At 39.2% G+C, this 15,327-nt stretch carries 12 protein-coding genes; all 12 read right to left on the reverse strand.

The genetic code is table 11. The features are described from left to right. Positions 1–100: 100 nt before the first annotated feature. Entirely contained in the window at positions 101–2,698 is a 2,598-nt protein-coding gene (locus tag ABE34_RS10020; RefSeq protein ID WP_197142202.1) for a VWA domain-containing protein, read from the reverse strand. Beyond that, complete coding sequence (locus ABE34_RS10025; RefSeq protein ID WP_197142204.1) at positions 2,682–4,427, reverse strand: vWA domain-containing protein; 1,746 nt, start codon at positions 4,425–4,427, stop codon at positions 2,682–2,684. The genes ABE34_RS10020 and ABE34_RS10025 overlap by 17 nt, the downstream gene beginning before the upstream one ends. An 11-nt stretch (positions 4,428–4,438) precedes the next feature. Next, positions 4,439–5,314: a DUF58 domain-containing protein gene (locus ABE34_RS10030; protein ID WP_197142206.1), complete on the reverse strand. Its 876-nt coding sequence runs from the start codon at positions 5,312–5,314 to the stop codon at positions 4,439–4,441. Then, on the reverse strand, positions 5,311–6,306 hold the full coding sequence (locus ABE34_RS10035) for an AAA family ATPase (protein WP_197142207.1): 996 nt from the start codon (positions 6,304–6,306) through the stop codon (positions 5,311–5,313). Before ABE34_RS10035 ends, ABE34_RS10030 begins: the two co-directional genes overlap by 4 nt. Before the next feature lie 11 nt (positions 6,307–6,317). Further along, positions 6,318–7,757: a hypothetical protein gene (locus ABE34_RS10040; protein WP_197142208.1), complete on the reverse strand. Its 1,440-nt coding sequence runs from the start codon at positions 7,755–7,757 to the stop codon at positions 6,318–6,320. Positions 7,758–7,769: 12 nt separating this feature from the next. Then, complete coding sequence (locus ABE34_RS10045) at positions 7,770–8,618, reverse strand: ABC transporter permease (RefSeq protein WP_197142209.1); 849 nt, start codon at positions 8,616–8,618, stop codon at positions 7,770–7,772. Then, positions 8,615–9,550, reverse strand: coding sequence for an ABC transporter ATP-binding protein (locus tag ABE34_RS10050; RefSeq protein ID WP_197142210.1), 936 nt, complete (start codon positions 9,548–9,550; stop codon positions 8,615–8,617). Before ABE34_RS10050 ends, ABE34_RS10045 begins: the two co-directional genes overlap by 4 nt. Then, complete coding sequence (locus ABE34_RS10055; protein ID WP_197142211.1) at positions 9,550–11,946, reverse strand: DUF7408 domain-containing protein; 2,397 nt, start codon at positions 11,944–11,946, stop codon at positions 9,550–9,552. The genes ABE34_RS10050 and ABE34_RS10055 overlap by 1 nt, the downstream gene beginning before the upstream one ends. A gap of 370 nt (positions 11,947–12,316) precedes the next feature. Further along, a complete protein-coding gene (locus tag ABE34_RS10060) occupies positions 12,317–13,204 on the reverse strand; it encodes a LysR family transcriptional regulator (protein ID WP_079559657.1) in 888 nt (295 codons plus the stop codon). Between the two features lie 68 nt (positions 13,205–13,272). Beyond that, the gene (cbpB, locus tag ABE34_RS10065) at positions 13,273–13,713 is read right to left on the reverse strand and encodes a cyclic-di-AMP-binding protein CbpB (RefSeq protein ID WP_079559656.1); all 441 of its coding nucleotides are present in this window, start codon (positions 13,711–13,713) and stop codon (positions 13,273–13,275) included. 250 nt (positions 13,714–13,963) lie between these two features. Beyond that, entirely contained in the window at positions 13,964–14,203 is a 240-nt protein-coding gene (locus tag ABE34_RS10070; RefSeq protein ID WP_079559655.1) for a short-chain dehydrogenase, read from the reverse strand. A gap of 68 nt (positions 14,204–14,271) precedes the next feature. Beyond that, the gene (gene fadH, locus ABE34_RS10075) at positions 14,272–15,039 is read right to left on the reverse strand and encodes a 2,4-dienoyl-CoA reductase (RefSeq protein WP_197142212.1); all 768 of its coding nucleotides are present in this window, start codon (positions 15,037–15,039) and stop codon (positions 14,272–14,274) included. Between the last annotated feature and the right edge of the window lie 288 nt (positions 15,040–15,327).

Raw genomic sequence — 15,327 nt, forward strand, 5'->3', positions numbered from 1 at the left:
ACAAAATGTAAATGTTGGGCGATAATCCTTGAAAGCATATGCACAACGACAAAAAAACGATGGCACATTGCTATATAGCGATGCACCATCGTTTTCTATGTTAAGGTCGTTTTTTCATGCCCTTTAATAGCTGGGCAACATTTGTGTCCTCTGCCTGTATTGGTTTTTCCTCTACACGCTGTTCTTTCTTCTTCGATCTTGTTAGGAAGCCCCAACCAAAGCGTCGAATGGTAATATCAATGAAGAATAGTAGCATCCCTGCTAATAAAAGCCACGTTGCGATATTTTGGCGTTCCGCTCCTTTTTTAGTAAATTCACGGAATACTTCGCTCGGTTCTTTCAAAACGGAGCCGCCTGTTTGCTTTGTTAGTTCTTTGACTAGCTTATCGTTCACTGGACGTAATTCATATTCAGCACTATAAGGTACACTTAAGCCAGCTTGGTAAATAGCTTGTTCTTCATCGGCAATGCGGAAGAAGATGAGTCCTGGTTCTGCTTGCACGACTGCTCGAATTTGTGATGCTGAAATTGCCTCAAGCTGTGTTTCAAGTTCTTCACCCGCTTCATTGACAGCAACAATATCTAAGAATGCCGCTTCATTCGTTGGATCAGTAATGACAAAGGAGCCGTCTGATTCTAGACGTACATCGTAGGCAACATCGTTATAGCTTGGTAGCATTTTTGAAATAAGCGTTTGCCAAAATGTACCCCAATTTTGCCATCTTGCCCAGTCTCCCGTCCATTTTCCTGTCGAATCAGAAGTAAAGGCATATGTTTTGCCAAGGCCATATTGCCATTCTGCAAGTACGGGATCTTCCTTCTCACTTTCTGCGATAACAGTGGCCCCTTGCTTTGCTGTCGTACCTATATAAGCATTCATTTTAGGTACCCCATTTGCAAATAGCGTATTCCAGCCAGAGGCATTAAATATACTTGGGTAGAATGGGTTATCTTCAATATATGTGCGTGAAATCATGGCAGTTTCACGAGATAAAATAGAGGGAATCGTCTGCTCATCAATAACATCGTAAAAGCGCCCACTCCCCATCTCACTGAGTGCTTCAAGTAAGTTCGCATCTGCATCCTGACCAATTGCAACCGTTGAAAGAGTAATGCCATTCTCTTTCCCCTGTGCGATTAAGTCTTCATAGTTACCTGGCTGTGACTGTCCATCTGTTAATAAAATAATATGCTTACGCTGTAGCTTTAAATCGGCTAGATTTTCATAAGCTTTAGCAAGTGATCCATAAATTTCGGTACCCCCACCTGGCGTTACTGATAAAATCATATCTACAGCTTCTTCCTTATTGCCAAGTGGTCCTGTCTCAATAATTTCCCAAGGTCGGTCATCAAAGGCAATAAACCCGAGCGTATCCTCATCTCGTAGCATTTCAACTGAACGGGCGGCAGCCTCCTTAGCAAGCTCTAGCTTTGCTCCAGACATACTTCCCGAACGGTCAAGTACGATAGCCAGCCCTAACGATGGTAATTGCTCCTTACCTTTAATCTCCATTTCAACAGGTAGTAAAGTTTCGATTGGTGTTTTAAAATAGCCCCCTAAGCCAAAGCTATTTTCGCCACCAACCATTGTAAAACCGACACCAAAATTTTTCACGGCTTGCTCAATGACAGTCATTTTTGCCTCGCCTACTAAATGGCCTGGTACATTATCAAAAATGATTGCATTGTATTGTAAATAGCTAGAAAGTTCATTTGGTAGACTTTTAGCATCTACCACATCATAGGAAATGGATTGATTGCCAAGTGCTGCTGCGATTGGTGATGGTGTTTCATAGCCATTAACAATTAATAAATGTGGTTCACTTTGCACCATCGTGATGCTCGTTAATTTATTATTTTCTAAAATCGCATCTTGATCAACCTGCACGAGTGCTTCATATTTTACAAGCCCTTCAGCCATTGCCGCATGTTTATACGTAAAAATATTTGAACCTTCTGCAAGCTCCACTGTCTCACGATGGATGAGCTGATCGTTTTCGTATAATAATAACTCACCTCGTTCTGCTACAGTTGCATGTATTTCAGTGACTAACTGCTGCTGTTCACCTGCATAAGCAACTTGTGGTGTTACAAAGCTTTTCAGAGATACATCCTTAGCTACAGGTTTGTTAAATGACACTACATCAACACTGCTATTCGATCCTTTAAACTTTGAGGCAAATTCTAAGGCATCCCCTTTTGTTTCATTGCCATCCGTTAAGAGCACAAGTCGCGTTGCTTTTTTCGGATCTACAATACCTGAAGCAAGCTGTAGACTCTGTTCGATATTTGTTTGATCTGTTGCTTTTATAGTTGTAAACTTCGGTACTTCCTTTAAAGCGTTTGATAACATAGCTTCCGTTTGTAATGTCGATGAAAATGAATAAATTCCGGCAAGTTGTTCATCTTTTTTCGACTGTAAACTTTCCGCTATAAAATTGACCATCTCATCATCTGTACCATTCATTGAAGCAGAACGGTCAACTAAGAATAATACTTGTTCTTCTTTTACGGGCAATAAAATATAGGGACCAGCTAGTGCAAAAACTAAACAGCATATTGCTACTATACGGATACCTAGAACGACGATATGACCTTTTTTAAGTCGCTGACGCTCACGCCAATAGGTCCATCCAAAATACACGAGTAACGGAAGTAAAAGCAACAATGCTAATGGCATATCAATTCGTAAATCCACGACGTCGTTGCACCTCCCACTCTACAACAAGTAACACTAAGATTATAAGAATAAGCCAAGGTACGAATGAAGTTTTCGATATTTCTTTCTTCCCATTGTCCTGAAGCTCACCAAGCGTATAGCTTGTTCCTTTTTCAATGACACGCTCTTGCGCTTGAAGTTGTACGATAAAGCGCTTTTCTTCATCATTTGAGCGCGCTGTATAAATCCCTGGCTTCGTTGGAGCTGTTAATAAACCATTCGTAACGGACGATAAAAACTCATCATCCTGCGAATATACACTCCAATCACCTTGCGCTAAAGCAACTGCTCGTTGCTCATTTGGTGTAAAAATACCGAGTGAACCAATTGATTCTGAAAGCTGCTGTTCAGCACTCCATAAAAATAATGGGAATGAAGGATGCAGCGGCCAATCTGTATCAGCAATATCCGCTAATACAACTATATCTCCTTCTGGTGAACGCTGTATAAATGGCTGGTCTCCAACCGATGCAATTGTTTTATAGCCATCGAATCCAGGATATATAGCACTGACATAAATGTCTTTTAGCTCACTAAATGCAAACAATGCATGACTTGTTGTACTGATTTCCCCAGTAACTTCAACCTTCTCAACGTCATCCCGTCCAAATAATACAATTGGCTTGTCTATCTTTTCGAGAAGCGCCGTCTGATTTGTCACAACAGTGGCATCCTTATTGTCGGCTACTTGTGAAGATGGAACAATTTTTACATTACTATTAATCGTTTGAAAACCTTTTTGAATAAGTTGATGCATACTTTGATCGACAACTACTTTTGAAGTCGCTGTTTGTAACAATACAGTTTGTGAATTATCAACCGCGTAATCGTCCTTAGCATCTATCTTCGCCGTCATAGTATCTTCTAACGGTAGGTCTTTAAATGTTTTTGTTACAGCTTCTTTTGGAGGCAATGCGACACTTTCTGAAACTAACTCCTTACCTTTAACATTTTCTATCGAAAGAGTCACATATTGTTCTTGGTCCGTATCATTTTGTAACTGTACAAGCGACACTGCAGATTGACCATCTGTAGTAGCAGCAAAACGGGTAATTGCGATATTTGTTAAATCCTTCGCAGCTCCTTTTACAAGCCACTTCACCGTATCTTTTTCCATCGGCAATTGCTTTTTATCGATGGAATCTGTAAAGACATAAATAGATGTTGGTGTATTACCGACAAAAGCCTGTGCCACATCGAGAGCCTTATTCATTTGAGCTGTTTCATAGGTTACGTGTAATTCTTGAATAGCTTTTTCAATATCTTTTGTATTTGTTTCTTGCTGTAATATAGCTTTTGGCGTATTCCCTGTTGTAATGAGTGTCACAGGTCTTCCATCAAGCTCATTAACCAATGACAGCATTTCTTTTTTCTGTGTGTCAAATGTCGACTGCCCTTTCCCCGCTAACATTGTTGCAGACGTGTCTACAATGAAAATTGCCTGCGCGCCAACAATCGTTGACTTTTTAACGTAAGGATTCATTAATGCCAGTACAAGTAAAAGAAGAGCTAGCAGTTGTAAATAAAGAAGTGCATTTTTTTGAAGATGTTTTAAGTATGGCGATACACGTGTTTCTTGCATAATTTCTGACCAAAAAAGTGTGGAGGATACGGTTTGATCGGTATATTTTTTTCGAAAGAAATAATATAGAAGGACAATGACCGGGATGATGGCCGTCCAGCTAAAAATTATTTGACTAAAGCCCAATACGGCTCACCTCACCTAATCCAATGTGCTTTTAATAATTGTTGAAAGATTGCATGTTGTAATCCATCTTCTACTTTCAGCTGTAATTGTCGAACACCAAAACGCCGACAAATTGCCTCAAATTCCTCTTCATGTAATAAACGTCTTGCCAAATATGTGTCTAGAACTTTAGAAGACATCGTAACATTTACATCTCTGCCTGTTTCACGATCGAGTAAGCGCACATCACCTGTATATTCTGGTGATAGTTCTTCTTGCGTAACTATTTGCAAAATACGTACATCCCCCGCAAAACGTGGTAGCCTTTTTAAAAGTTGCTCCCATTCCTCAATTGGCTCCAGTCCGTCCGTCACAATAAATAGTACTGTACTATCTTTAGGCAATGATTTTAAAGCTCCCTGTGCGAAGCTATTTGTATAAGTTGCTTGCTCTATGTCTGTGACTACCTGTAAAAAGGCACGACGATACATGGCACCTTTACGACGAAATGGTGGCTTTACCTCATCCTGTACAAATGAAAATGATAAGCGATCATCGCGACCGAGCACCATTAAACCAAGTGAGGCGACAATTTGCCGGGCAAACGTCCATTTTGCTTGATCGCCCATAGATTTAGTTGTATCTAGTAAAATGTGAACACGCATCTCTTGTTCATCTAAAAAACGTTTAATGAAGTATTTATCCGTTCTCGCAAAGATATTCCAATCTACCTGACGCACATCATCTCCTAAATGATATTCGCGAAAATCGGAAAAATCGAGCGATGCCCCGAAGCGTTGCGAACGGTGCGAGCCCTTGTGTTGCCCACGTAATTTGGAGGCAGTCGCTACTTGGAAGCGACTGATTTTCGCTAGCCAATCCTCGGGCAATAATAATTTTTGTGTCACCCATTAACACCTTGCTGCACTTTATCTAAAATGACATCAATCACATCGTCTGCTGTTTTTCCTGAAGCCTCCCCTTCATAATTCAACAGCATACGATGGCGTAACACCGGCTTCGCTACAGATTTAATGTCTGCCACAGAAACGTGGAAACGTCCGTTCATAAGCGCTCTTGCTTTCGCTAACTTAATTAAACTTTGTAAACCTCGAGGGCCGCTACCATACATGGCATATTGCTTGACCTCATCAATAGCATTTACTCTCTCAGGATGTGTAGCCACAACAAGGTCCGTCGCAAATTCGAGCATTTCATCAGCAACAAGTACTTCCTTCACCATTTGCTGCGCTTCAATAAGAGCTTCCGTATTCATGATCTTTTGTAAACCAATTTCCGTAGCGCCTGTTGTCCGCTTCATAATTTCCATTAGCTCACTTTTCTCAGGGTAAGGCACAAGAATTTTACATAGGAAACGGTCCATTTGCGCCTCTGGTAAAGGGTACGTTCCTTCCATTTCAATCGGGTTTTGTGTTGCTAACACGAAGAATGGTCGTGCCATTTTCTTCGTATCGCCTAAAATTGTTACCGTTTTTTCACCCATTGCTTCAAGCAATGCACTTTGTGTTTTTGGTGTTGCTCGGTTAATCTCATCCGCTAATACCATTTGGCTAAAAATCGGACCTTGCTGGAACGTAAACTGCTGCTTGCCATCAGATGTGCGCTCAATCATACTTGTCCCTGTAATATCCGCTGGCATTAAGTCTGGTGTAAATTGAATTCGAGAAAACGATAAATCTAGCACTTCAGAAATTGTACGGATTAACATCGTTTTCCCTAAACCCGGTAAGCCCTCTAATAATGCATGCCCATCAGCAAGTACTGCGTATAATGTATAATCAATTGCTTCCTCTTGCCCAACAATAAAGCGATGAATTTCTTCCTTTACTTGTAGTAATTGCTTACTCATTTCAACATATTGTTGCTCTGTAAATGCCATTCCTTTTCCTCCTACTGAGACTCAATTGACGTGAAATAAGATTGCACGACTTTTTGTAAATCCTTCGGTAATTGTAAACGCTCCGAGCTTTCTAAATAGCTATCTTTATAGGAACCTATAACTTCCTCATATGGACGGATAGAACCTTTAGTAATGGGACCATTTCCTTGTTGCTCTGAAACATGTGATCCTTCACCTAATGTTCCACTATCAACGGAAGTCTGACTAGAGCCACCAATTCGTTTCGGTGTCGTTAATAAATCGCGACCACCCTGTCCTGTGCCTGCACCGCTACCACCTGCTGATCCAGAACCATTGCCTTTGCCCTGTCCTTGTCCTTGTCCTTGACCCTGTCCTTGGCCGTTCCCTTGACCTTGCCCTTTTCCTTGTTGATTGCTTTGACTCGATCCTTGTCCCTGACCTTGACCACTAGGCTGTTGAGAACCATTTTTGGAATTCCCTTGTTGCCCTGTTTGACCTTGCTGATTACTTGGCTGTGAATTCGCTGAAGACTGTTGATTTTGATTTGAATTAGCATTGTTTTGCTGATTGTTATTGGCACTATTGGCACTCGCAATAGCATTTTGTAAGGAATTACTTGCAGGTTTCCCAAGCTTGCTCATAGCTGTCTGAGTAGCATTGGCATTTTGCGTCAGCTCCTGCTGCATTTGGGCAAGCTCTTTCAATTGCTTCACTTCTTCCTTCGATATACCTTGCTCGTCAGAAGCGCCATCCTTACTAGCCGTTTGCTTATCTTTTAATTGTTGTTCCTTTAAAGCAAGCTCCTTTTGCTTTTTCACGACTTCACGTAATGCTTCTTCAGCTGTCTCTGCCTCTTTTAACGTATTTTGCAATTCTTTTAATTGCTCTTTCACTTCTTTTGTTTCTGCTTTTTTCTCTAATTTAGCAACTTCCTTCTTAACGTCCTCAATGACAGCTTTTTCTTTTTCCACTTCAATTGCTTCAATTTGTGTAGCTGCTGGGAACATATAAAGAATTGCTAGTACGACAGCTGTTCCAAACAACCCAATCAACGCTTTTGGACGGAACAAGTTTTTCTTTCGAGCCTTAAAGTCAGCAAACGCCTTTTCAACGTTTTCTACTGCTTTCGTTAGTAAAGATTTAACGAGTGGGTCCTGATCATCCTCGAATGATAGGGCTGTCACTAGCTCATTGTGAGAAAAATAATCATCCAGTGTATGCAATGCCGCCTTTTCCTTTACACGCTTCCACCACATAAATAACACGGTTGCTAGTATGACAACGATAAAGATAGTAAGAGCCGTTTGGCGATAATACGGCCAAACAAAGAGTCTTGAAACGAGGAAGAGGAAAGCACTCGAAAGCAATGCAAAAAACAAGCCGTACTGTGCAATTGGAATGCTTCGTTCTACCGTTAAACTCGTCTTAGCACGTTGAATATATTTTCGTAATTGCTTACGATGCTCCATAAGATTTCCTCCTTATCGGTTGCTTTTCATATTGGCACGTAACTTTTTAATCGCAATTGTTAAACAAAAAACAATAATCAATGAATAGGCTATTAAATAACTAATCCATACAGGTAATTCCACTCCCGAAACCTGTGCTAATGCGTCGCCCATAGATGACGAAGTAAGTGTAAGCATTAATGCACCTGGGTTAATAGAAGCCCAAAAGTAAGCCATATAAGAAGTCGTAGTACCTAAGGCTGTATTCCCCATTTGATGGAAGGCCACTGTTAAAAAGAAGAAAAACGCTGTAATGCCACCTAAAAAGATGATCGAACCATACGTAGAAATCATTGCTACAATTGTTCGCTTGGTAATCGTTGAAAACATAACACCAATACTACCAATTGCTACGACTGTTAATAAATAAAATAAAAATATCGAGATTAATTGAGACGGCGATACACCACCAAATAAAAATACTAAACTATATAATGGTAATCCTGCGATCAGCATTAAGACTAAAAATGCTACCGAGGATAATAATTTTCCAACGATGATTTGAGTAGAGCTTTGTGTCGTTGTTAATAAAATATTTAATGTTTGCTTTTCCCTTTCGCTACTTATTGCACCGGCCGTTAAGCTTGGTGTAATGAAAAGAACAAGAGCCATTTGTAATATTGTTAATACCGCAAACATCATAAAGCTTGTTTCTGGTTTGAAGAAACCCCTGCCCGTAAAACCAGTTGTTATTAGTAAAAACCCTGCGATAAAAATACAAATAACCGCTAAATAAAACATTAAACCTGAAAAGCTTTTAAAAGAACGGAAGCGCAACTTCAATTCTTTTACGAATACCGGATTATAAAATCGTTCCATCATTGATTGTCCGCTCCCTTCGTAATAGCCATAAAGACATCCTCTAAATCTTTTTCCTCTTCATTTAACGCATAAATAGGTAAATTCGCAAGTATAGCTTTTTTCAATAGTGCTACCTGATTAGCATCTGTTCCACGGTAGTTAAAGGCTATCTCTAAGCGATTCTCTATTACATCGATAGAAGAGATTAGTGGATCCTCCTCCAAAAATGCACGAACCTCGTTTAAACAATCCGTTACTTTCATTACGATACGCTTCTCCCCCTGTAGCTGCGCTTGAATGGAAGCTACATTGCCATGAGCGATAAGCTTACCATTATCAATCACACCGATTTCATCGCACATTTCTGCAAGCTCAGGTAAAATATGTGAGGAGATTAAAATCGTCTTTCCCATAGATTTTAAATTACGTAAAATATCACGCATTTCTACTCGTGCACGTGGATCCAAACCTGATGCAGGTTCATCTAAAATTAATACTTTAGGATCGTGGATAAGAGCACGTGCTAAACATAGACGCTGCTTCATTCCCCGTGATAGTAAATCAACATAGTCATACCGTTTATTTGTTAAATTTACTAGCTCTAGCAGTTGTGGAATAAGTACTTTTCGTTCAGCTGCCCCAATTCCGTAGCTAGCACCGTAAAAGTCTAAGTATTCGTCTACTTTTAGTTGATCGTAGACGCCAAAGAAATCTGGCATATAACCAATTAGTTTTCGCACTTCCTTTGGTTCCTTAATAACGCTCTTTCCGTTAATAACAGCATCACCTGAAGTTGGAGACAGCAACGTTGCTAAAATCGAAAATGTAGTCGATTTACCTGCCCCATTGGCACCTACAAAACCAAAGACAACCCCTTCCTCCAAAGTTAGATTCAAATGATCTAGTGCCGTAAAGGAGCCATATCTTTTCGTCAAATCACGAATTTCAATCATTATTTCGCCACTCCCTTCAGCTCTACATCTGGTAATTTCGTTTGCTCACCCGTTTGATCCGGTCCGAACTTAACCTCAATCAACAATTCATCATTATTATTGAAGTATTTTTTTATGTTATCTGTAAACACCTGTTTCGTATCTACCAACGGCTCATAAGTTTTCGTCTCGTTATTCCAAATCGATAGCTGCATACGATTACTATCCTTATTCGAAATCGTCAATTCGTTTAATGTTTGAACTGAATTCATAAAATAATCTGGCATCGCGATGGATACTTCATATGAACCATTAGACAAATACCAACTATTTAACTGCTCATCAATTTTGTCATAACTCGAATTAGGAGATAGTGGGTTTACTGAGTACGTAAAGTTATTACGCTTCATTGTAAATGGACCCGATAGCTCTATTTTGCCATCAAATGGCTGAACCAAATAAGTAAGCGGAGACATATCGGCACCTGTTTCCAATTCAACCCCAGCTATAGCTTGATCGGCCCATGCTGTAATGACAGGCTTTTTCTCTTTTTCTACAAGTGGTAATGCCATAGTTTTCATTGACTCGATACGTGCAGGATTCACTTCTTCCTTCTTCGTTGGATAATTACTGTAATTGTAATTTGTAAAATCAGATGGTTTTTGAAGAACTGTTGCTTTTAGCTCCTTATCGACTTTAAGAGTACCGTTCGCTGCAATGTCGCCAAGTTTAACTTCTTTAATGCCGGAGATTAACGTAACGTCCTTTAAGGCAAACGGGAAATTATTCTTAATAGTCCCAGTCAACTTTTCATTTTTTAACGTAATATCGATATCCATTTTGCCAATATTTTGTGCCGCTGTTTTCCCTGCAAACGACTGAATAGACCAATAGCTTAAATCACGTAGTGTCAGCGTTGAACCATTAGCATTTTCCTTAATATAGGATATTTCATGTAAATCCTCTATAGTCCCTGCGAAATTATTAGAATTTCGCAGCGCGAACGCACTTGTATTCTTATCTGTATTGACAACAAAATCACCACTACGATTTGTTAAAATGGACTCTACGTAATAACCATTTAAACTACTATCTTCATTTACTTTATAAAATGCAGATTGTTGAATTTGCGGTTGCCCAATTCGATCTTTTGCACCAAAAATAAATAAGGCAATAGATAACACAATGGATATCGCAGGAATGATCCACCATGCATGCTCACGTTTGTCTATTTTCTTTAAAATGAAATATAAAATAGGTCCGATAATTAAAATATATAAAATGATAACAATGAGCATATAGCTAACAGATACTTCAAACGAGGGGAATAATTCATTCATATAACGCAAGTCATTTGAAATTTGCTCCAGCGATGACTGTCCATGAACCATTTGTTGTGACATCTTTTGAATATTTATCAATTTCGCCACTAATGATGGATAACCATCCATAGACGCAAGTGGTTGGTCCCCTAAAGAAAACGTCGTTTGAATAATTTCTCCACTGCCCACTTTTTTCTTAGACGCTAAAATCTTATTGTTTTCTGCTAATACAGGAATACTTCCTTGATTTTCAGTTGCTTCATAAATAGAAATAGGCTGTGTAAAAGCCCCTCCGCCTGATAATTTCGATAGGCTATCTGCAGAAACGGATGTCATTTGTTGTGATAATGTTAATGGTAAATAATCCTTAAAAATAGCTGCTGTTGCATTTACTTGATCAGCAGCTCCTATTAATAATGTTCCACCATTCTGTACCCATTTTAGTAAAGATTCTTGTTGCTTTTGGGATAAATCAGCACTAGCAATTTCATCGATGACGATAACATTCGCCATTGCAAACCCTTCTGTATCCTCTGGTAATGTGTAATCCTTCATTTGCTTTAAATTGAACACTTCAACATTATTTTGAGGAGCTACTTGAGAAAGGCGCAAAAATGCTGCTAAGCGATCACTATTATCCGTTAATGTATAAATAAAAACGGCTGAAGGATCTAATAGATTACTTTGTAACTGCTTTGTTCCTTTATAGGCAACCTTTTTTCCCTTTTCTATGCCTCCTTCAAAAAATGCAAACACATCTGAATTCGAGTAATTATAGTTATCGATACCATCTAGATAAATATCAAATGTTTTTTCTTCTCCTGCCGCAATATCTATCGGAAGTACTTTTGCTGTTGCAGCTTGATAGGCGCCAGAAGCATTGATGACCATATCTCCAGAAAAATCTGCACCAATATTTTTTACTGTTACTTGAAGCGGCACAACTGATTGGTATTTAGCCTTACCCGCAATCCCTACTTTAGCCTGTACCTCTAGCGTAGCAGTTGCAGTAGCACTTGCCTGCTCCACAGGAAGAATAAGGCTAATAACAAACATGAATAGTAGTAAGAATACCGTTATATTCGTTTTCTTCAAAAACTCAACCCCTTTTATGTAAATTGATGGTTAAATAATTATACGTTTTTTATTGCACTTTGTTCCATTTCTTATGATATCTTCATGAATATTCATAAACTCTTAAGAATTAGCTAATTATCAAAACGTGGGGTTGATTTCCGTTCCGACTGGGCGCTTTCCTGGGGGCGTCCAAGGAGTCACCCAGCCGTAACGGAAATCAACTTATACACGGCATATGTTTTTAACAAATCGAAACCTAATGTGATAGGCTCAAGAAATTTTTTATAGAGTGAAGCTTTAATCAGTGGGAGTTTTTATGGACGTTAATACCAATAAAAAAAGCAGCCACTAATGAAAATAATCACTTGAGACTGCCTGAATCGTATTCTTATTTCGTATAATCAAACAAACATCGCGCATGGTCTTGCACTACCTCTACAAATGCCTCTACTTGTCGTAACTCAAATGAAGATTCATAGCCAATTAACCAAGTATCACGCGTTATACCAAATTCTTTTTCATTATTAGTTAATGCTATTTTATTAATACCATCATTATCATTTAACGTTATTGAAGGTAAGATAGCGTAACCGATACCATTCAATGCCATTTGCTTACAAATTTCAATCTGATCAACTAAAATTTGTTTTCGTGGATTTGAAGCGAAATGCTGACGCCACCACTGTTGAATTTCCTGATAGTAATTGGAATCACTTTTAAATTGAATAAAAGGTCGATCTGTCGTCAGCACATCTTCTATCGTTTTTAACTCTTTATCCACTAAATAAAGGGTGTCACGGAAAAGGTGAATCTTTTCCCCTTTCCAATCAACCTGCCCACGCACAATCCCTACATGAGCCTCACCCTCATAAAGTGCTTTTACAATCTCAGAGCTCCAGCCGGTCATAAGAGAAATTTTTGCATCAGGATATTTCGATACAAAATCCTTTAATATTATCGGAAGCCAATTTTGTCCGACAATCGAGGCACAGGCAATTTTCAATGTCCCGTTTACTTTCGTCGTTAACGACTGGATTGTTTCATAAATCTCTTCTTTTTTGCTGAGCATTTCTGTTGCATAGGCAATAATAAGCTCTCCAGCAGGTGTCGCCGTAAGTCCTTTTTGCGAACGAATAAATAACTGCGTGCCCCAGTCTTTTTCAATAGTTTGAAGCCTTTGAGAGAGTGCTGGTTGCGATAAAAATAAACGTTCTGCTGCTTTACGCATATTACGTTCCTCTGCTAGTACTTTTAAAATTTCAGCCTCAGTTGCCATCAATCAGTAAACCTCCGTTACAAGCAAAGAGGGCCTCATGATTTTCATCTGAGTCCCCTCTTAAACTACTACTCTTTTTGATAAATATATTTTTTCAATTGCTTTAGAATAACTCGTCTCGTTAAAATTCCTGCAAATGTTCCATCTTCGTCCACAACACATAAAAAGGCGTGGTTAATTACTAAGTCTAGAGCCCGCTGAAAAGTATCCGTCAATTTTAATACAGCGATATCTTTATCCATTATCGTATCCACTTTAATATCGGGTAGCTTTTCATATTCAATATGTTCTAGTCCAAGAATAGATTCCGTAATCATTTTCATACTTAGTAAACCTTGAAGTCGATATTTCAAATCTAAAACAGGTATCGAAGAATACCCTGTACGTGTCAGTACTAGGAGTGCATGTTCCGCACTATTTCCACTTTGTACATGCGCAACTTTTTCAGATGAAATAATAAAATCACTAATTGGCATTGCTAATAAGTCTTTGCTGTTAGTTGAAATCATGAACTTCTTCTCCTTTTCTGTCCCCGCTTTGCAGAACAGGATGCTTCCCTTTTATCATATCATAATCTTTCCTTATATGACCACGACAAGGCCGAGAAGAGTTTTTTATTAGCAACGAATTATTTTAGCAATTTGAAACAAAACTAAGTATCGAAAGTGTATATATAAAGAAGGTTTCACCTGAGGTAAATGGAAATATCTTCATTCAGCTATATTTAAAAATATGAACTGAATGAAGAAAAAAATCTTTTTAATAACCGTACTTACTCCAATAATAAAAAATCATTATCCCTAAAAAGAGTAAAAAAATGATATATACCCAGACAATCGGGTTGAGCATCGTCGAATAATCTTCAACGGTTTCTGAAATCGGCGTATCATTTTCCGATTTCCGCTGAGACGTCATTTTGGCAATCTTCAGCGTTGACACAAGCGAAATAGCAGAAATAATTGTAATGGCAATAAGAGCCGGTATTAACCACATACCCATTGGCAAAACTCCTTTCTTTGCCCTTAGTATGCGTCAACCCAGCTCTCAATTATGCAAAAATATTTATTTTAGAATGGATACTGATTGAGCCATTGCCCACCATCAAGTGTCACACATTCCCCATTCATATATCTTGCTTTATCAGACATCATAAATGTTGCTAAATCAGCAATTTCTTCAGGCGTACCTGTACGACCTAACGGAACAGAGTCCAATGTACGAGCAGCTGCAGCCTCTGACTCCCAAAGCTTATCTGCACCACCTGTACGCTCAATTGGACCTGGAGCAATTGCATTTACTCGAATGCCATATTGTTTTCCCCATTCAACAGCTAACGTTCGAGTCAATGACAATACACCCGCTTTCGCTGCAGCCGAATGAATAACACCAGCACCTGCATTCCATGCGTAGGTTGCAACCATATTAAGAATAGATCCTTTAATATTATTTTCGATCCAGTACTTACCGACCGTAGAAGAACAAAAGAATGTCCCATTTAAAACGATATCAACAACAGCCTTCCAACCATTAGGAGATAAATCCTCTGCACGCACTATAAAATTACCAGCTGCATTGTTCACAAGCCCATCAACCTGTCCAAACTTTTCAATAGCAAATGCTAGCATTGCCTCCGCATGCTCTGGCACGCGAACATCCATTTGAAATGTTTCAATCGTTTTTCCCGCCTCTAAAATAAAAGCTTTCGCCTCTGCCAGCCGCTCCTCATTACGACCTGTAATGACAACATTTGCCCCTTCAGCAACGAATTGCTTCGCCATATAAAGACCCATTCCACTTGATCCACCCGTAATAATAATTGTTTTCCCCTGCAACATACAATTTCCCCCTTTGCAAAAATGAATGATGATTCACTTAAATATTACTATATTTTCTTGTATATGTCATATTAATTCTACAAACCTATGAAGTGGATGCAAGATTGAAAGGTTCTTCTAGCTGGGATTCTTATGTTGCGGGGTATTCGCGGGTATTTCACTGGCGTGCGGGGCTTCACTTCTCTTCCGCGGGTATTTCACTGCTAAGCGCGGGTATTCTCTTCTCTTCCGCGGGTATTTCACAACGCGCGCGGGTTTCACTTTCCTTCCGCCCGCGAAGAGTATTAC

Origin of the sequence: Lysinibacillus sphaericus (assembly GCF_015844675.1) — a bacterium.
Lineage (GTDB): Bacteria > Bacillota > Bacilli > Bacillales_A > Planococcaceae > Lysinibacillus > Lysinibacillus sphaericus_E.

Bases quoted from the DNA above. Each gene is read 5' to 3' on its own strand.
- ABE34_RS10070 (WP_079559655.1), bottom strand. From the start codon at position 14,203: ATGGGTATGTGGTTAATACCGGCTCTTATTGCCATTACAATTATTTCT.
- ABE34_RS10060 (WP_079559657.1), bottom strand. From the start codon at position 13,204: ATGGCAACTGAGGCTGAAATTTTAAAAGTACTAGCAGAGGAACGTAAT.
- ABE34_RS10050 (WP_197142210.1), bottom strand. From the start codon at position 9,550: ATGATTGAAATTCGTGATTTGACGAAAAGATATGGCTCCTTTACGGCA.
- ABE34_RS10045 (WP_197142209.1), bottom strand. From the start codon at position 8,618: ATGATGGAACGATTTTATAATCCGGTATTCGTAAAAGAATTGAAGTTG.
- fadH (WP_197142212.1), bottom strand. From the start codon at position 15,039: ATGTTGCAGGGGAAAACAATTATTATTACGGGTGGATCAAGTGGAATG.
- cbpB (WP_079559656.1), bottom strand. From the start codon at position 13,713: ATGATTTCAACTAACAGCAAAGACTTATTAGCAATGCCAATTAGTGAT.
- ABE34_RS10040 (WP_197142208.1), bottom strand. From the start codon at position 7,757: ATGGAGCATCGTAAGCAATTACGAAAATATATTCAACGTGCTAAGACG.
- ABE34_RS10035 (WP_197142207.1), bottom strand. From the start codon at position 6,306: ATGGCATTTACAGAGCAACAATATGTTGAAATGAGTAAGCAATTACTA.